At 68.2% G+C, this 17,495-nt stretch carries 16 protein-coding genes and 1 riboswitch; of the genes, 5 read left to right on the top strand and 11 right to left on the bottom strand.

Going from position 1 to position 17,495, the window contains the following annotated elements:
• Nucleotide 1 precedes the first annotated feature (1 nt).
• From E2F48_RS05100 to betA, 3 genes are all read right to left on the bottom strand, one after another.
• Nucleotides 2-1,555 (bottom strand): APC family permease, encoded by a 1,554-nt coding sequence (locus tag E2F48_RS05100; protein ID WP_246018528.1) that lies wholly within the window; start codon nt 1,553-1,555, stop codon nt 2-4.
• Nucleotides 1,556-1,720: 165 nt separating this feature from the next.
• Nucleotides 1,721-3,226 (bottom strand): aldehyde dehydrogenase family protein, encoded by a 1,506-nt coding sequence (locus tag E2F48_RS05095; RefSeq protein WP_133402927.1) that lies wholly within the window; start codon nt 3,224-3,226, stop codon nt 1,721-1,723.
• Nucleotides 3,227-3,251: 25 nt separating this feature from the next.
• Nucleotides 3,252-4,928, bottom strand: coding sequence for a choline dehydrogenase (gene betA / locus E2F48_RS05090; RefSeq protein WP_133402926.1), 1,677 nt, complete (start codon nt 4,926-4,928; stop codon nt 3,252-3,254).
• A gap of 354 nt (nt 4,929-5,282) precedes the next feature.
• Here betA and E2F48_RS05085 point away from each other — a divergent pair, with 354 nt between their 5' ends.
• A complete protein-coding gene (locus tag E2F48_RS05085) occupies nt 5,283-5,897 on the top strand; it encodes a uracil-DNA glycosylase (RefSeq protein WP_165968696.1) in 615 nt (204 codons plus the stop codon).
• A gap of 20 nt (nt 5,898-5,917) precedes the next feature.
• On the opposite strand, the gene E2F48_RS05080 is transcribed toward E2F48_RS05085, so the two are convergent.
• From E2F48_RS05080 to E2F48_RS05065, 4 genes are all read right to left on the bottom strand, one after another.
• Nucleotides 5,918-6,844, bottom strand: a complete 927-nt coding sequence (locus E2F48_RS05080; protein ID WP_133402924.1) for a MetQ/NlpA family ABC transporter substrate-binding protein — start codon at nt 6,842-6,844, stop codon at nt 5,918-5,920.
• Nucleotides 6,845-6,914: 70 nt separating this feature from the next.
• Nucleotides 6,915-7,634, bottom strand: a complete 720-nt coding sequence (locus E2F48_RS05075; protein ID WP_246018527.1) for a methionine ABC transporter permease — start codon at nt 7,632-7,634, stop codon at nt 6,915-6,917.
• Nucleotides 7,631-8,689, bottom strand: a complete 1,059-nt coding sequence (locus E2F48_RS05070; RefSeq protein WP_133402923.1) for a methionine ABC transporter ATP-binding protein — start codon at nt 8,687-8,689, stop codon at nt 7,631-7,633. The genes E2F48_RS05075 and E2F48_RS05070 overlap by 4 nt, the downstream gene beginning before the upstream one ends.
• A gap of 18 nt (nt 8,690-8,707) precedes the next feature.
• Nucleotides 8,708-10,114 (bottom strand): LLM class flavin-dependent oxidoreductase, encoded by a 1,407-nt coding sequence (locus tag E2F48_RS05065; RefSeq protein WP_133402922.1) that lies wholly within the window; start codon nt 10,112-10,114, stop codon nt 8,708-8,710.
• 38 nt (nt 10,115-10,152) lie between these two features.
• Nucleotides 10,153-10,272: riboswitch (SAM riboswitch) on the bottom strand.
• Nucleotides 10,273-10,571: 299 nt separating this feature from the next.
• Between E2F48_RS05065 and E2F48_RS05060 the strand changes: the two genes are divergently transcribed.
• The 4 genes from E2F48_RS05060 (at nt 10,572) to E2F48_RS05045 (ending at nt 13,220) form a co-directional block, all read left to right on the top strand.
• Complete coding sequence (locus E2F48_RS05060; protein WP_165968695.1) at nt 10,572-11,015, top strand: excalibur calcium-binding domain-containing protein; 444 nt, start codon at nt 10,572-10,574, stop codon at nt 11,013-11,015.
• A gap of 38 nt (nt 11,016-11,053) precedes the next feature.
• Nucleotides 11,054-11,716 (top strand): class F sortase, encoded by a 663-nt coding sequence (locus E2F48_RS05055; RefSeq protein WP_133402920.1) that lies wholly within the window; start codon nt 11,054-11,056, stop codon nt 11,714-11,716.
• Nucleotides 11,717-11,730: 14 nt separating this feature from the next.
• Nucleotides 11,731-12,762: a matrixin family metalloprotease gene (locus E2F48_RS05050; RefSeq protein ID WP_133402919.1), complete on the top strand. Its 1,032-nt coding sequence runs from the start codon at nt 11,731-11,733 to the stop codon at nt 12,760-12,762.
• Between the two features lie 83 nt (nt 12,763-12,845).
• Nucleotides 12,846-13,220: a GNAT family N-acetyltransferase gene (locus tag E2F48_RS05045; protein WP_133402918.1), complete on the top strand. Its 375-nt coding sequence runs from the start codon at nt 12,846-12,848 to the stop codon at nt 13,218-13,220.
• Here the strand turns inward: E2F48_RS05045 and nagA are convergent.
• From nagA to murQ, 4 genes are all read right to left on the bottom strand, one after another.
• Nucleotides 13,195-14,352, bottom strand: coding sequence for an N-acetylglucosamine-6-phosphate deacetylase (gene nagA, locus E2F48_RS05040; protein ID WP_133402917.1), 1,158 nt, complete (start codon nt 14,350-14,352; stop codon nt 13,195-13,197). The genes E2F48_RS05045 and nagA overlap by 26 nt on opposite strands.
• A 5-nt stretch (nt 14,353-14,357) precedes the next feature.
• Nucleotides 14,358-15,140, bottom strand: a complete 783-nt coding sequence (gene nagB / locus E2F48_RS05035) for a glucosamine-6-phosphate deaminase (protein ID WP_133402916.1) — start codon at nt 15,138-15,140, stop codon at nt 14,358-14,360.
• 115 nt (nt 15,141-15,255) lie between these two features.
• Nucleotides 15,256-16,455, bottom strand: a complete 1,200-nt coding sequence (locus E2F48_RS05030; protein ID WP_133402915.1) for an anhydro-N-acetylmuramic acid kinase — start codon at nt 16,453-16,455, stop codon at nt 15,256-15,258.
• Nucleotides 16,452-17,447 (bottom strand): N-acetylmuramic acid 6-phosphate etherase, encoded by a 996-nt coding sequence (murQ, locus tag E2F48_RS05025; protein WP_246018526.1) that lies wholly within the window; start codon nt 17,445-17,447, stop codon nt 16,452-16,454. The genes E2F48_RS05030 and murQ overlap by 4 nt, the downstream gene beginning before the upstream one ends.
• Nucleotides 17,448-17,495 lie beyond the last annotated feature (48 nt).

Below are 17,495 nucleotides of genomic sequence, written 5' to 3'. Positions count from 1 at the left end.
ACTAGCGGGCGGTCTGGAGGTCGGCATCCAGGCCGTCATCCTCCGGTGGGGGGACCGGCGCGGGATGCTGCGGGGCGAGGTGCTCGGGCAGCACCCCGGTGCGGTGGCGGATCCGGAAGTGGTACAGGGCAAGGCCGCCCAGGATCGCGGCACCGACGAACAGCACACCGCCCCACTGGAGGTACCACTCGAACGGAGGCACGGAGTTGTAGATCTCCTGCCGGGGCCAGACGAGGTTCACCATCATCGCTCCGCCCCAGAGGACGGCGAGGATGTTCACCGGCAGCCCCCATCGGCCGAGGCTGAAGCCGGATCCGGCGCCGTCGTCGGCCACCGGCCATTTCTTCTGCAGCCGCCGGCGCAGCATCGGCACGGTGACCAGCAGGTAGGAGAGGTAGATCAGGACGATGCCGATGCTTGAGAGGATGGTGAAGATCGCCGGCCGGCCGATGTTGACCAGGAGTGGCACGATTGACAGCAGGCCGATGACGATCGCCGCGACCGTCGGCGTCTTCCGGACGGGGTGGATCCTGCCCAGCTGCCTGCTGAACGGCAGGTTGTTGTCCCGGGCCATGGCGAACATCATCCGGATGGCGGCGGCGTGGACGGCGAGGGTGCACACGGTGATGGCGATGACGATGCAGACCAGGAAGGCCTTGCCGAAGGGCCCGCCGAGCACCGAGAGCACGATGTGCTGCAGGCCGCCGTCAACGGCTCCGAGCTTGGGGTCGTCGAGGTCGGGCGCGGCGAGGATGCCGAACAGGATGATGAGGCCGCCCAGTATGAAGGAAGCGGTGATGGCACGCAGGATGGCACGGGGCGCCGTCCGCTTCGGGTCCTTGGTCTCCTCGCCGAGGGAGCTCGCGGTGTCGAAGCCGTACATGACATAGGCCGACGCCATGGCGGCGATCAGGAAGACGCCGAGGAAGCCCATCGGGTGATCCGCGCCGAACCCCTTGGGTTCGAACATCACGCCGGGGCCGCGGAGGATGTGCCAGCCGAGAGCGAGGATCAGCAGCACGGCGGCGAAGAGTTCGATGAAGACCCCCACGCTGTTGATCCGGGTCATGAGCTTTACACCAAAGGCGTTGATCAGGGTGGAGATGGCGATCAGAACGGTGGCCAGGATGACGCCGTTGGCGGCGTAGTCGTAGGGTCCCGTCCCGTCGCCCACCATCTGGAACCCCGACCAGATCTGCGGCATCGTGAGCTGCAGGGCCAGGGCAACAGCCCCGAGGGTCACGATGGAGGAGACGAGCAGCAGCCAGCCGGAGAGCCAGGACCAGGTCCCGGTGCTGAGCCGTTTCGCCCAGTTGTAGACGGATCCCGCGACGGGGTACCGGCCGGCCAATTCCGCGAAACACAGCGCCACCATCAATTGACCGGCGAAAACAATGGGCCAGGACCAGGCATAGGCCGGACCGGCCGTCCCGAAGCCGAAATAGAACAATTGGAAGACGCCTGTGAGAATTGAAATATAGCTGACCCCGGCGGCGAAACTCGAGAATTTTCCAATGCTCCGGTCAAGCGTTTGGGTGTAGCCGAATTCCTCCATGCCACTGGAATCGGCCGTTCTGTTCCGATCTAACATCCGAGCTCCTAAGGTAAATAGCGCGCGATGATGCCAGCCTGCGCCGTGGATCGGCGCTCGCCTCTTCCGCTTTGGGGTGCGGATGAACCCGCCGGCCGGAGCCGGCCCTCCATCGGGCAGACGTCCTTGTCAGCCCGCTTCCGCTGAACCGAACCAGCCGCTGGGGCCGGGCTCGATGTTCTGCCAGATGTGCTTGGTTTCGCGGTATTCAGCCAGCCCCAGGAGCCCCAGTTCGCGGCCGTTTCCGGACTGACCGAAACCGCCCCACTCGGCCTGGGGAACATAGGGGTGGTAGTCGTTGATCCAGACCGTGCCGTGGCGCAGCGCCTCGGCGACGCGCTGGGCGCGGGATCCGTCGCCGGTCCACACTGCTCCTGCGAGCCCATAGACGGTGTCGTTGGCGAGGCGGACGGCCTCCTCCTCGGATCGGAAGGTTTCGACGGTGAGCACGGGTCCGAATGACTCTTCCTGGACCACTTTCATGGAGGTGGTGCAGCCGTCGAGGATGGTCGGCGGGTAGTAGCTGCCGCCGGCGAGGTCTGGATCGTCCGGCACGGATCCTCCGCATACGAGCCGCGCCCCTTCAGCAATGCCCGCCTGCACGTAGGCGTGCACCTTGTCGCGGTGGGCGAAGGAGATCAGCGGTCCGGCCTCCGCGTGCTCGTCGAACGGACCACCCAGACGGATGGTGCGAGCACGCAGTGCCAGTTCGGCCACGAAGTCAGCGTGGATCGACTCCTCGACGATCAGCCGCGCTCCGGCGGAGCAGACCTGGCCGGAGTGGAGGAACACCGCGGTCAGGGCGTTGTCGAGCGCGGCTTCCCGGTCGGCATCGGCGAAGACAATGTTCGGGTTCTTTCCGCCCAGCTCCAGCGCCACCCGTTTCACCGTGCCGGCCCCGGCCTCCATGATCCGTTTGCCGGTGGCGAGCCCGCCGGTGAAGGACACGAGGTCCACCCGGGGATCGATGGTGAGGGTGGCCCCCACGTCCGGGCCGGTACCGGTGACCAGGTTCGCCACACCCGCGGGGACCCCCGCCTCGGACAGCGTCTCCATCAGCAGGATCGCCGTGGACGGCGTCAGCTCGCTGGGTTTCAGCACGAAGGTGTTGCCGGCGAGGAGGGCCGGTGCGACCTTCCAGGAGACTTGGAGGAGCGGGTAGTTCCACGGGGTGATCAGGGCGCAGACACCCACCGGCATGTGGACGATCCTGCTGAGGGCCGCGGGATTGCCCGTGTCGATGACCCGCCCGCTGTCCGTTCCGGCGATGCCGGCGTAGTAGCGGAAGCAGGAAATGATGTCGTCGAGGTCGTATTCCGCCTCGACGTAGCGCTTGCCGGTGTCGAGGGCCTCGGCGCGCGCGTAACCGGCCTTGTCCCTCTCCAGCAGGTCAGCGACGCGCCCGAGGATGCGCCCGCGCTCCCTTTCCGGAGTCCCCGGCCAGCCGCCGTCGTCGAACGCCTTCCGCGCGCTGGCGACCGCCGCCTCGGCGTCGGGGGCGCTGCCCTCGGCGACGACGGCCACGGGGCTGCCGTCGGCGGGGTTGCTGATGTGGCGCGTTCGGCCGTCCCGGGGCAGCTGCCATTCTCCGCCGACATAGAGTCCGCGAAGGAGTTGGGTCGAGATATCGGTCATGGTTCTCCTTGGGGCAACGGGCGGGTCAGCTGCGGGCCAGCGGGCTGCTGCCGTGCCGGTAGAAGTCCGTGTGCTGCGGGGCCAGGGGTGCGTTGCCAAGAATCAGGTCCGCCGCCTTTTCCGCGAGCATCATCACGGGCGCGTAGATATTGCCGTTGGTGACATAGGGCATCGCCGATGCATCGACGACCCGGAGTCCTTCCGTGCCGTGGACCTTGATGCTCAAGGGGTCCACCACCGCCCGAGGGTCCGATTCGGGGCCCATCTTCGCCGTGCAGGACGGGTGGAGGGCAGTCTCGGCGTCGCGGGCCACCCACTCAAGGATTTCCGCATCGGTGCGGATGCCCGGCCCCGGCGACATCTCGCCTCCGTTGAACCGGGACATCGCCGGCCGGCCGAGGATGTCACGGGCTACCTGCACAGCCTCCACCCATTCCCGGCGGTCCTGGTCGGTGGAGAGGTAGTTGAACAGCAGCGAGGGGTGGACCGTCGGGTCCGTGGATTTGATTTTCAGGGTGCCGCGGGCGTCGGAATACATGGGGCCGATATGCACCTGGTAGCCGTGTTTGGCTTCGGCCTTCTGGCCGTCGTAGCGCACCGCGACCGGGAGGAAATGGAACATGAGGTTCGGGTAGGCGACCTCATCGTTCGAGCGGACGAAGCCGCCTCCTTCGAAGTGGTTGGTGGCCGCCGGGCCGGTGCGGCCGAGCAGCCACTGGAGCCCGATGAACGGATACCGCCAGGGGCTGAGATTGGGCTGCATCGACACCGGTTCGGTGCACGCGTGCTGGATGTACACCTCGAGATGGTCCTGGAGGTTCTCCCCAACGCCGGGCAGATCGGCAACAGTTTCAATGCCGAGCGACGAAAGGTGTGCGCTGTCGCCCACCCCCGAGAGCTGCAGCAGCTGCGGGGTGTTGATGGCTCCACCGGAAAGGATGACCTCACCGGCAGCCACGGTGTGGAGCCGGCCGTTCCTGCGGTAGGTGACGCCGGTTGCGACATTGCCGCTGAAGTTCACCTTGGTGACCAGTGCCCGCGTGCGCACGGTGAGGTTGCGGCGGCGGAGTTCGGGGCGGAGATACGCCCGTGAGGCGGAGAGTCGCTGCCCCTTGTGGACGTTCCGGTCGAAAGCGGCAAACCCCTCCTGCCGATAGCCGTTGACGTCGTCGGTGAGCGGGTAGCCCGCCTCCTGGGCCGCCTCGAAGAACGCCTTGAACAAGGGGTTGGTCGCCGGTCCCCGTTCGAGCTTGAGCGGCCCGGAATGGCCGCGCAGTTCATCATCGGCGTCTGCGGCCAGCGCGGTCTCCATGCGGTTGAAATAGGGAAGGCAGTGGGCGAAATCCCAGGAATCCATTCCGGGGTCCGCGCCCCAGCGTTCGTAGTCCAACGGATTGCCCCGCTGGAAAATCATTCCGTTAATCGAACTCGATCCCCCCAGCACCTTGCCGCGGGCGTGCGCAATGCGGCGGCCCCCCATGTGGGGTTCCGGGTCCGACTGGTAACGCCAGTCATAAAAGGGGTTGCCGCTGGGAAATGTGAGGGCGGCCGGCATTTGGATGAATAAATCCCACGGATAATCGCTGCGTCCTGCCTCAAGCACAAGCACTGTCCGGTTACCGTCGGCACTCAATCGATTAGCAAGCGCTGAACCTGCGCTTCCACCGCCGACAATGACGTAGTCGTAACCGGATTCTGCCATGATACGAAAGTCTCCTCATACGTCGTGTGACCTTGGGAACCGCCGAATTGCGCATTGCACAACTCAATGCATAATGCGCTGTTCGGAAAATATGACAGGGATCACATTTTGTGTCAACAGGTCTGGATAGGTGACGTCTCGCTTATGAGAATGAAAGGGCGGGGTGCGGCTATCTGCCTCCGCCTGATGTCACTGGCCTGGTGCACCTTCCCCCGCTGAGGAATGTAGGTTGACTTCATGAATTCAGGAGACGGCACGTTTGGCATCGCTGGACGCCGGGGCGCTGTGCCGTTGTCGGTTGAGGCCGCCGTGGCTTGGCCGAAAAGGCCGCGCGCACATCGCGATCCTGCTGAAGTGAAGCGGAAGCTCAAGCTGGTCGATGAGCCGCACGTTCGGCCGCTGAACGATTGGGTGCGGTCGCTGAACCACGCCCGCACGGGCTCGACGGCGGATCCGGAGTCCACGGCTCCGTGGTTCGACCCCAGCGGGGGCGGCGTCAACGCCAGGGTGCTCTTCCTCCTCGAAGCGCCCGGCAGCCGGTCCTCGGCGTCACGGGGATCCGGATTCATCTCTATCGACAACAACGACGCAACGGCGGCGAACCTGTACGCCCTCACGCAAAAGGCTGGACTGGACCGGGCAACGTTCGCCCTCTGGAACATTGTGCCGTGGTACCTGCCCGAGGGCACCCGCACCAAGGCAACCAAGCGCGCCGACACCCTCGAGGCGGGCCCGCATCTGGAATCCTTCGTCGAGCTCTTTACCGACCTCGACCGGGTGGTCACCATGGGTACCTTCGCCCGGGAGGGCTGGGAGGTGCTGCGCCGTCGGTCTCCGGGCACCGCAGCCCTCAACTGGACCGCGGTGCCCCACCCCAGTGCCACAAACCTGAATACCCGGCCGCATCATCGCGAGCAGATCCTGCACGCCATGCAGGAGGCCGGCAGGCTGGTCCGCGCCCGTCGGTAAGCGCCTGCTCCCGGTGCCGGTCAGTTCCCCTCGATTGGCAGCAGCAGCTCCTTCACCTCCGGATCGGTGGCCAGGAACTCCTGCACGGCAGGATCCTGGAAGGCCTGGGTGAGCTTCTTGATGTTCTCCGTCTCCAGGTAGTCCGTCCCCACAGTCAGCTGGGACGCGAACTCATCCGGGGCCGGCGGAGCGAAGATCTGCTGCTCCAGCGGGATCTTCGCCGCCGTGTAGTACTCCGTATACCCCACGGCGGCATCGAGGTCCGGCAGGGCCCGCGACTGCGCCGCGAAATCCAGCAGCCGGAACCGAAGGTTCTTGGGATTCTCGGCAATGTCCTTCTGCGTCGCCTCCCACTTGTTCACCCCCTCCTTCAGGGTGATCAGCCCGGCCCGCTCCAGCAGCCACAGCCCCTGGGCCTCGTTCGCCGGATCCGAATACAGCGACACCGTCCCGCCCTCGGGGATCTCCTCCACGGTCTTGTACTTATCCGACCAGATGCCAAAGCCCCACCGGAACACCGGGCCCACCGCCGTCTCCCGGAAGTCAGGGTTGGCCTCGAGCACCTGCCCCAGCCACAGCTTGTGCTGGTAGATCGTGGCCGCGACCTCACCCTCGCTCACCGCCCGGTTGATGGTGTTGCTGTCACTGAGCCCCTTGAACTCGATATCGATCCCGTACTTCGGGGCCACCTCCTCATCGATGAACTCCACCAGGGCCTGCTCGGCAGAGTTGCCCTCGGCGGTGGCCACCAGCAGGGTGGCGCCCTCGGTCTCGGCGGCCGACCGCTCGGGGTTCAGCAGCGGCACCGCGATGAAGGCGCCCGCGGCGACGACGGCGGCGGCACCCCCGGCGATCCACGGCGCCTTGCGCCGCTTCCGCAGGGTGAAGCCATGCTCCGGGGAGGCGGCAGGGGTGGTGGACGCGGAAGGAGATGGATTTTCAGACATGGCAAAGCCTTTCGAGGGGCGCGCTGAAATACAGCGCGGGAATGGAAAGAAAAGGAAGGAGAGGAGTAGGTCAGGCCCGCTGCAGCCGCTTCTGCGGCGTCACCCAGCGGACCAGCCGGTCGCCGGCGACCTGCACGAAGGCGACGGTCGCCACGAGGATGAGGATGGTCGCGAGCATGACGGTGTTGTCGAACCGCTGGTAGCCGTAGGTCACCGCGACGTAGCCGATGCCGCCGGCCCCGATCGTCCCGGCGATCGCCGAGTACTCGATCATGGCGATGACCTGGATGGTCAGCCCGCCGAGCACGGCCGGCACCGCCTCCCCGAACTGTGCCGACCTCATGATCTGCAGGTTCGATCCGCCCGACGCGCGGGCCACCCTCACGATCGACGGCGGCACGGACCGCAGAGCGTTCTCGACGATCCGGGTGAAGAAGGCGATCCCGGCCAGGGACATCGGCACCACGGCGGCGGCAATGCCGATATTTGTTCCGGTGAGAAAGCGGGTGAACGGCACGATCGACGCCATCAGGATCAGGAACGGCAGCGACCGCCCCACGCTGATGATCCATCCCAGCACCGCATGCAGCGCCGGCCGCTCGAAGAGCCCGCCTGGTGCGGCATTGTGGAGCAGGACGCCCAGCGGGGTCCCAACCACCAGAACAATCGCCATCACGATGCCGACCATCACCACGGTCTCGCCGTAGGCGGGCAGCAGCAGTGCGGGAAGCTCGGCGACCGGCACATCGGCCCGCGGGACATAGATCGACCCACCGACGACGGCGCTCACGCTGCGCCCTCCAGCGCCGGAACCGCCCCGGATCGAACCGGTGAAACCGGTGCTCCCCCGACGCCGGTCTCCCGACTGGCATCGGGGGTTCCGCTCAACCCATACTTGGCCAGGACCGCCCGGACTGCGTCGTCGGACGCAGCGGCTATCCCGAGGGTTGCACTGCCGGTATTGATCCCGTGAACCGTTTCGACCGACGCACCGAGAAGATGTACCGGAACGGCAAGGTCCACGGAGACCCGCTGGATCCAGTCCCCCGGCACGTCCGCCGAATCGTAGGTGACGTACCAGGTGGCGGCGTCGTCGTCGGCCGCTGCAAACCTAAGTCGCGGCTGCAGCGCCCGGCCCAGCGGGGAGCCGTGGTCGGTCAGCAGGTCGACCAGCGCACCGGTCTCAACAATCCGCCCGCGCTCCAGCCGGGCCACCGAATCGGCGATCTGCCGCACCGTGTCCATCTCGTGGGTAATGAAGACGACCGTGAGATCGAGGTCGGTCCGCAGCTGTTTGAGCAGTTCAACCACGGAGCTCGTGGTGTCCGGGTCCAGGCCCGACGTCGCCTCATCCGCTAACAGGATGGCGGGACGCAGGGCCAGCGCCCGGGCAATGCCGACGCGCTGCGCCTGCCCGCCGGAGAGCTGGAACGGATACGAGTGGGCCTTGGGCCCAAGGCCGACCCGGTCGATCAGCTCCCCGACCCTCGCCCGGATCTCCCCCGGCGTCACGCCGAGATATTCAAGCGGCAGGGCGATGTTTTCCGACGCCGTGCGCCGGCTCAACAGGCTCGCCGACTGGAACACCGTGCCGATCCGCCGCCTCGCCGCCCGCAGCCGCTTCTCCGGAAGGCTCGAAAGGTCCTCGCCGTTCACGACCACCGATCCTGAGGTGGGCCGCTCCAGCAGGTTGATGCATTGGGCCAGCGTGCTCTTGCCGGCGCCACTCGGCCCGGTGACGGCGAAGATCTCGCCGGCGCCGACCTCGAAGTTGAGCCGGTCGAGCACGGTGACCGAATCCGCACCGCGTCCGTAGGTTTTCGTCAGTTCATTCAGGGAGATCATGGGTTCGTCCTTGGAAAGTCAGCGGGCGGCAGGCTGGAGGCGGTAGCTGCTGCCGTGGTGCTCGGCGGGCAGCCGGTCGCCGCGGCCGAAGAGCTTGTGGCGCAGCGTCCCCTCGACGTACTCGGTGGGGTACGCGCCGCGCTTCTGCAGTTCGGGCACCACGTACTTCACCACGTCCTCGAACGAGCCCGGCGTGATGGCGTAGGCGAGGTTGAACCCGTCGACGTCGGTCTCCTCGACCCACGCCTGGAGTTCTCCGGCGACCTGCGCGCCGGAACCGACGACGCGCGGGCCGAGCCCGCCGATGCCGGCCCACTCGGCGATGTCGCGCACCGTCCACGGCTTGCCGTCGTCCTCGACCTTGGAGAAGTTCGCCACGGCCGACTGGATGGCGTTCGACTTCACATTGCCGAGCGGCTCATCCGGGTCGTACACCGACAGGTCGATGCCGAGCCAGCCCGAGAGCAGCACGAGCGCCCCTTCGTAGCTGACGTACTTCTTGTATTCCTCGTGCTTGGCGTGCGCCTTTTCCTCGGTCTCGTCGGTGATGACGGTGAGCATCGTGTAGATGCGCACGGAGTAGCGGTCGCGCCCGGCGGCCTCGACGGCGTCGCGGATCTTCGCGACGGTCTCCTTGAGGATCGCTTTGGTTGGCGAGCCGACGAAGACGGCCTCCGCGTTGCCCGCGGCGAAGGCGATCCCCCGCGGGGAGGCGCCGGCCTGGTAGATCACCGGGGTGCGCTGCGGGGACGGTTCGCTGAGGTGGATTCCCGGCGTCGTGAAGTACCTACCCTCGTGGCCGATGCCGTGGACCTTCGCGGGGTCGGTGAAGACACCGCTTTCGGCGTCGCGGACGACGGCGTCGTCCTCCCAGGAGCCTTCGAGCAGCTTGTAGAGCACCTCGAGGTACTCGTCGGCGTGGTTGTAGCGCTCGTCGTGCTCAAGCTGGTCGGTCTGCCCGAGGTTCCGGGCCGCCGAGGGAAGGTACCCGGTGACGACGTTCCAGCCGAACCGCCCGTTGGTGAGGTGGTCGAGTGTGGAGAGGCGGCGGGCGAAGGGGTACGGGTGCTCATAGGCGGTGCCGGCGGTGACGCCGAAGCCGAGGTGCTCGGTCACCAGGGCCATGGCGGAGACCAGGAGGAACGGGTCGTTGACCGGGGTCTGGGTGCCCTGGCGCAGCGTCGCTTCGTTGGAGCCGCCGTAGACGTCATAGGTGCCGAGGACGTCGGCGATGAAGATGCCGTCGAACAGGCCCTTTTCCAGCGTTTCGGCGAGGCCTGCCCAGTACCGGAGGTCCTTGTACCGCCAGGACTGGTCCTCGGGGTGGCGCCACAGGCCCGGGGACTGGTGGCCGACGCAGTTCATGTCGAAGGCGTTGAAGCGGATTCGGCGGGGTGAGCCGGAGGCGTGCGGGGATAAGGACATGGCAAAGAAACCCTCGTTCAGGGCACGACCGGGAGGAAGTGCCGTACTTGCCCTCCGGTCATCTGCGCCGGCCGGGCCGAATCCTCACCTGGGGCACCCCGCTACAGCGAGAGGGTTGCCGTCCAACAAACCAGGGTTTTGCGTTGGAACTCTTGATTCTGGGTTCGACCCTACGGGCGATCAGGCCGTGGAGTCGAGAACGGTTCGTCACAGTAAGTCACGAAGGCTCACCCCCTTGGTGCGGACTCGATACGGAAAGAACAGAACCCACCGCAGCCGGCGTCTTTCCCTCCCACGCAGTCGGGAAAACCAGCGGCTCGTCGCATGTCGAATCACTAGTTCAACGAGACATATCGGACGTCGGAAACTCTTCCCCAAGAATGTGCAGGGTGCTTAGAATCCCTTGTGTCCCGTCACAGGGATAACTTCTGTCACTGCAAAAGTTATGGGGATAAAAGTGAAAAAGAGCTCAGCAATTCTTGCCGTTGCCGCTGCGGCCGGCTTCACTGCACTTTCGGCGTCACCGGCCACGGCCGCCGTGACAATACCCTTCGCCAACTGTGATGCTGCGGCCGCCGTCGGCGTCTACAACATCCCGGCCGGCACGCCCGGCTACCAGCCAAAACTCGACGCCGACAGCGACGGCTTCGGCTGCGACGCCGCCGGCACTCCCGCCTACGACGCCAGCATCGTGGACCGCATCATCATGGAGAACAACCAGCCGGCACCGGTGACACCGCCCCAGGTTCCGACAATGCCCGTCGGCGGCGTCGGCACCGGCGTCGTCCAGGAGCCCGCGAACGACAACACGGGCACGCTCGTCCTCGGGGGCGGCCTCGTCCTTGCGGTGGCAGCCGGCGGTACCTACCTGGTCCGCCGCCGCAGCACCGGCAGCGTCTGACCGCCCACCGTCGAACCGAATCGGATATCGTCCTACGCATGATCAGTTCTCCCGGCAGCCGCCGCAGAAGCCGCCTGGCTGCTGCGGCGGTTGCCTTCTTCCTGCTCTCCGGCTGCGCCTCTGAGGCTCCGGCCCAGATGCTCGAGAACCCGCCGACGACGTCGCCCTCGGCCATGCCCAGTCCCGCACCGGCGACGACGGCACCGCAGGTCCAGACGCCGACGACGGTTCCCGAGCTTCCGGTGCTGCCCGAGTCCCGGCCGGCCTCCTTCCTCATCCCCTCGACAGGCGCGACCTCGGAGCTGCTCAGCCTCGGCCTGCGCGATAACGGCACCCTCGAGGTTCCCCCGGACGGCCCCGGCGCACCCGCCGGGTGGTACAACGGCTCCCCGACGCCCGGCGAGCGCGGACCGGCGGTCCTCCTGGGCCACGTCAACGCCACCGACGGCGGACCGGGCATCTTCGCCGAGCTGCGTAAGCTCAAGGCCGGGGACACCATCGAGGTGACGCGGGAGGACGGCACGAAGGCGGTCTTCACCTTCGACCGTGGCGAGCAGTACGCCAAGGACGCCTTCCCCACCTCGAAGGTCTACGGGAACACCGCGGGAGCCGAGCTGCGCCTGATCACCTGCGACGGGTTCGACCCGGAGACCGGTGAGTTCGACGACAACTACGTCGTCTACGCAAAGCTCGTCGGCTGAGGACCGGTGTCGGTATGCCGTACCCCCACGACAGCGAGCCCGAGGGCAGTGGACGGCCGGGGAGTGCGCCGCGTGACGGCGCACCACCCCAACGGCAGTCGCCGAGTGGCCGCACGCCCGCCTGGGCTCTTGAAGAATCCCTGAATCAGCAGCTGCGGGAGTTCCATGCCTCGCAGCGCCGGTCCAACGTCCGGCCGCCCGCTCCACCGCTCTCCCACACCCTCCCTCCGACGGCGCTCAGGCCGCGGCCCCGCCGGCGTTTAGGCGGCGGACTGCGTACCGGTCTCGCCATCGCCCTGGTGGCAGGGCTCTACTTCGGGCCCGGCGTCTTCGAGCGGCACATCCTCCCGGCGGCACTGCCCTACTTCCCCGGCGCCAGCGTGCCGCCCTGGGGTGTCGGGGCGGCGGACGCACCGCTCGGGCAGCCTCCCGAAGTCGCCGCCTCGGACGCCTATCGCTTTCACGCCGCCCCCACCGATGAGCAGGACTTCGTCGCCTACGACCCCTGCCGCCCGGTCCACTACGTCGTCCGCCCCGACAACGCCCCTGCCGGCTCTGAGGCGCTCATCGATGAGGCGGTCGCGCAGGTCTCCGCCGCGACCGGGCTGCAGTTCATCGATGACGGCACCACGTCGGAGGGTCCCTCGGAAGACCGAGAGTCCTTCCAGCCCGAGGCCTACGGCAAGCGGTGGGCGCCGGTCCTCATCACCTGGTCGACGCCGCAGGAAAGCCCCGAGCTTGCGGGAGACACCGCCGGGCTCGGCGGCAGCAGCGCGGTCACGACGCCGGGCAATCCCTATGTCTACGTCACCGGCCAGGTGCAGCTCGACGCCCCGGCCCTTTCGAACATCCTCACCTATCCGGGCGGCCCGGACCTCGTCCGCGCAGTGATCATGCACGAGCTCGGGCACGTCGTCGGCCTCGATCACGTCGAGGACCCCAACCAGCTGATGAACGCGCGGAACAGCAACGTGACCGACTTTGCCGACGGTGACCGCGCCGGCCTGGCCCGGTTGGGCACCGGGGAGTGCGTCCGGCGGCTCTGACCACTGCCCTCGACGGAGGGGTGCCCGCGTTGACCAGCCCCCGGCACAGTGAAAAACTTGCGGTATCTCACGAAGGGGACACCATGACCAGCGGCACAGAGCCAGGCAGCCCGGCAGGCAATTCAGCGGGCGAGCAGACGACCGGTTCCGGAAATCCCAAGGGACAGCTCACTGTCACCGACACCCCGGAGAAGAGCCGTTACATCGCCTACCTGGACGGGACCCCGGTGGGCCTGGCCGCCTACCGCCTTCACGACGGCGTCATCGAGTACACGCACACCATCGTCGACGAGGAATTCGAGGGCCGCGGCATCGCCACGGACATGATCCATCACGCCATGGCCGATGCCCGCGCCCGGAACCTCAGGGTCGTCGCCGGGTGCAGCTTCGTCGAACACTTCCTGGCGGAGAACCCCGAGTACTCCGACCTCGTCAGGACAGGACCCGCAGCACCTTAAGGTCCTCGTCCAGCAGGACTACGCCCCCGCGCGCCCCGACCTCCGTCGTGCCGTAGCCCGGGAGCCCGAGGGCGCGTGCCGGAACGAGGGTCGCCGCCGCAACCGCCTCGGCCGCCCCGACCCCGGCGGCCACAGCCCGGCGGACGGCGGCGTCGAGGGTCAGGGTGCTGCCGGCGATTGACCCGTTGCCCGCGAGGCGGGCCTCCCCGTCCGCCACGGTGACATCGAGGGAACCGATCGTGTACTGGCCGTCGCCGGCGCCTGCCGCGGCCATCGCATCGGTGATCAGGGCTACCCGTCCCGGCGCGGAGGCGAACGCCAGCCGGACCATCGGGTCGTGGACGTGGAGGCCGTCGGCAATGAGTTCGAGGGTGACATGCGGGGAATCAAGTGCGGCCGCGATCGGCCCGGGTTTCCGGTGGTGCAGCGGCTCCATGGCGTTGAACGTGTGCGTCAGCAGGCTCGCCCCGGCGTCGAAGGCGCGCAGCGCCGTCTCGTAATCCGCCGCGGTGTGCCCGACGGCCACCCGCACGCCGTGGTGGACGAAGCGCCGCAGGGCCGCGAGGTCGGGGTCGAGCTCGGGAGCCATCGTGACCTGCACGAGCGACCCTCCCCCGGCCTCAACGAGCCGGTCCACGGCCTCAACGGTGGGTGCCACGAGGTAGTCGGGCCGGTGGGCCCCGCAGTGGCTCGTCGCAAGGAAGGGCCCCTCGAGGTGGAAGCCGCGCAGCATCGGATCCCGGACGGCGCCGAGCGACCGCAGGGAGGCCTCAAGGACGGGCAGCGGGTTGGTCACCAGCGACGCCAGGAGGCTCGTGGTGCCCGCCGCCCTGTGCACGCGCAGCGCCGGGCTGATGTCACCATCCTCGAAGGACGCCCCTCCCCCGCCGTGGCAGTGAAGGTCGACGAACCCGGGCGCTACGTACGCTCCGGCCGCGTCGAGCACGCCGGCCTCCGGACCGGCTCCCTCGGTCCCGGCACCCACAGTGAGCCCGCGCCAGGAGTCCCCGGTCCCGACGTCGGTGACGACGCCGCTCTCGACCCGGAGCCAGGCATCGGGCACGAGGGTGGTCCCGGTGAAGCGCCGGGCGGAGTGGAGAACGAGGGGCTGCGTTGCCGGATGGAAGGTCACCGGACTCAGGGTAGCTGCCAGGCGGGCCGGTTCGCCTCAGTGTGCCGGTAGTACGCGGAGTGTTGTAGCTCCGAGGCGGCGTCCTCGTCGATGATCACCGTCGCATTGGCGTGAAGCTGAAGGGCGGTGGCCGGGCAGAAGGCGCCCAGCGGACCTTCGATCATCTGGGCCACGGCGGCGGCCTTCGCCGTCCCGGTGGCCACGAGCACCAGCGCCCGCGCATCGAGAATGGTGCCGATGCCCTGGGTGAGGCAGTGCATCGGGACCCGGGCGACGTCGCCACCGAAGAACCGGGAATTGTCCTCCCGGGTGCGCGGTGAGAGAGTCTTCACGCGGGTCCGGCTGGCGAAGGACGACGTCGGTTCGTTGAAGCCGATGTGTCCGTTGGCGCCGATGCCCAGCAGCTGCACGTCGACCCCGCCGCTGGCCCGGATGGCGTCCTCGTACGCCCGGCAGGCCGCCTCGAGATCTTGGGCCGCGCCGTCGGGCACCCGGATGTTGCCCGGAGTGAGGCCGAGCCGCTGCACGACCTCCCGGTCGATCACGGAGCGGTAGCTTTCGGGGTGCTCGGCGGGCAGGCCGACGTATTCGTCGAGGGCGAAGCCGCGCACCCGGTCGAAGGCCAGCCCGTCCCGGCGGTGGCGGGCGAGCGCCTCGTAGGTGGCCATCGGGCTTGACCCCGTGGCGAAGCCGAGGACGGCGTCGGGCGTCCGCTCGACGGTGGAGGCGAGGATGCGGGCGGCGTGCTCGCCGACGGCCGCGGCGTCGGGGTGGATGGCGATTCTCATCGGGTGCCGCCGATCTGCGGCTGGAGGGCAGAGCCTGCGCCCGGCCAGCCCGCTGAGTCGAGGTCGTGGGTGGAACGGACTATCGCATAGAGGGGTTGCACAGGATCTCCAGGAACTATGGGCGCCGGACGGACGCGGGGGATGACACGGTGATGCGGGAGGGTGGAACGGCCACCGGCTCGGGCAGGCGCATGGGTCCCGCGCCCGGGGTGATGCGGCCGGCGACGGGCGGCTTCCTGCTTCCGGTGGCACTGGCCAGGGTGCCGGGGAGCCCGTGCCAGGTGAAGAAGCCGAGGAGGGCGAAAAGGTAGGCCTCTTTGGCGTCGGCGTCGATGCCGAGGTCGGCCGCATCGCGCAGCTGCGCCGGTGCAAGGTGAATCCGAAGCCGCTCCAGGAGGAACGGGTTGCGGGCGCCGCCGCCGGAGATGAACACCTCACCGACTCCGAAGGCCGCGAGGGCATCGGCCACGGTGCGGGCGGTCAGTTCGGTGAGGGTGGCCAGCAGGTCCGCGGTGGTGATCGGGCGGCCCGCCGTCGCATCACTGAGGTAACCGGAGTGGAAGATTTCGCGGCCCGTGGACTTCGGCGCGGGCTGGGCGTAGTAGCGGTGGGCGAGCAGGGCGGCCAGGAGGTCGTCGTCGACCGTTCCGGCGCGGGCGCCCTCTCCGTCCCGGTCGACAAACTCGGCACCGCGGCTGGCAGCGCGCACCGCGGCGTCGAGGAGCGCGTTCGCCGGCCCGGTGTCGAAGGCGACGGGGTCCTGGCCGGGGCGGATCACCGTCGCGTTGGCGATCCCGCCAAGATTTAAGGCAGCAGAATTCAGGGCCGCCGCAGCGTCTCCACGCCCGGCGAGCAGCAGGGAGTCGAAGAGGCTCACGAGCGGGGCGCCCTGCCCGCCGGCGGCAATGTCATTGCTGCGCACGTCGGAGAGCACCGGCAGCCCGGTGGCCTGCGCGATCCAGGCGGGCTGGCCCAGCTGGAGGGTCCCGCGGGCGGCGCCGTCCTCGATCCAGTGGAACAGGGTCTGCCCGTGGGAGACGACAAGGTCGGCGGTGCCACCGATGTCGGCGAGCAGCGCCTGCGCGGCGGCCGCGAACTCCTGCCCGATGAGGGTGTCCAGCCGGGTAACCGCCTCCATCGAGGTGGCCGCCGGCGGCATGGCACGCTGGATTTCGTCCCGCAGCCCCCCGCTGTAGGGGATTTCGCGGTGGCCCAGCGGTGTCATGCGCAGCTCGGCGCCGTCGAGGTCGAAGTCCGCGGCGGCGACGTCGATGGCGTCAACCGAGGTGCCCGAGGACAGCCCGAGGACCCTCATGGACGCGCGGGTGCCGTGCCGAGGATGGCCCGCACACTGCCCGAGTGCTCTTCGAGGAGGCGGCGGGCCTCCGCGGCGTCGACCCCGTTCAGGAGCATGACGATGGCGGTCTTGGCGTGCCAGCCGGAGGCCTCCAAGGCACCGGCCGCCTCGGCAGGGGACGCTCCGGTGGCCTCGAGGACAATCCGCAGCGCCCGCTGGCGCAGCTTGCCGTTGGTGGCCTTAACGTCGACCATCAGGTTCCCGTAGGTCTTGCCCAGGCGGATCATTGCCGCGGTGGAAATGGCGTTGAGGACAAGCTTCTGGGCGGTGCCGGCCTTCAGGCGCGTTGAGCCGGCGATCACCTCGGGCCCGGTGAGGACCTCGATCGGGAAGTCGACGGCGGCGCTGAGGAGCGTACCGGGGTTGTTGGAGAGACCGATGGTCACGGCACCGGCGGCACGCGCGGCGGTAATCGCCCCGAGCACGTAGGGGGTCCGGCCGGAGGCGGCGATCCCGACGACGGCGTCGAGCTCCCCCACCGACAGGCCCTGCAGGTCGGCGGCACCGGCGTCGGGATCGTCCTCGATCCCCTCGACGGCGGAGACCAGGGCGGCAGGACCGCCGGCCATCAGCGCGACGACGAGTTCGGGGGCCACCCCGAAGGTCGGAACGCATTCGGCGGCGTCGACGCCGGCGAGCCGTCCCGGGGTGCCTGCGCCCACGTAGATGAGCCGGCCTCCCCGGCCGAGCCGGTCGACGACGGCGTCGACGGCGGCGGTGATGGCCTCACCGGCGGCGGCGGTGGCCGCGGGGACGAGGGCGTCCTCGGCGGCGATCTGGGCGACGAGTTCGCGGGTTGACCGCAGGTCCAGGTCGGCCAGGTCGGGGCGGGACTGTTCGGTCTCCAGACGGTCGAGGTCCGCGGGTGCTTCCCGACGGTCCGCCGCCTTTTGGGCGCTGTAGGAGTTGTTCACGATCCAAGAAGACCACAGCCCCTCGGTAATGGTCAATGGTTTTCATGCTTGTGTAGGGTTATGAAAATTAGTTTCATGCGATCG

It is taken from the genome of Arthrobacter crusticola (genome assembly GCF_004357995.1).
GTDB classification, from domain to species: Bacteria; Actinomycetota; Actinomycetes; order Actinomycetales; family Micrococcaceae; genus Arthrobacter_D; species Arthrobacter_D crusticola.
This window is presented reverse-complemented; position numbering and strand designations above follow the sequence as displayed.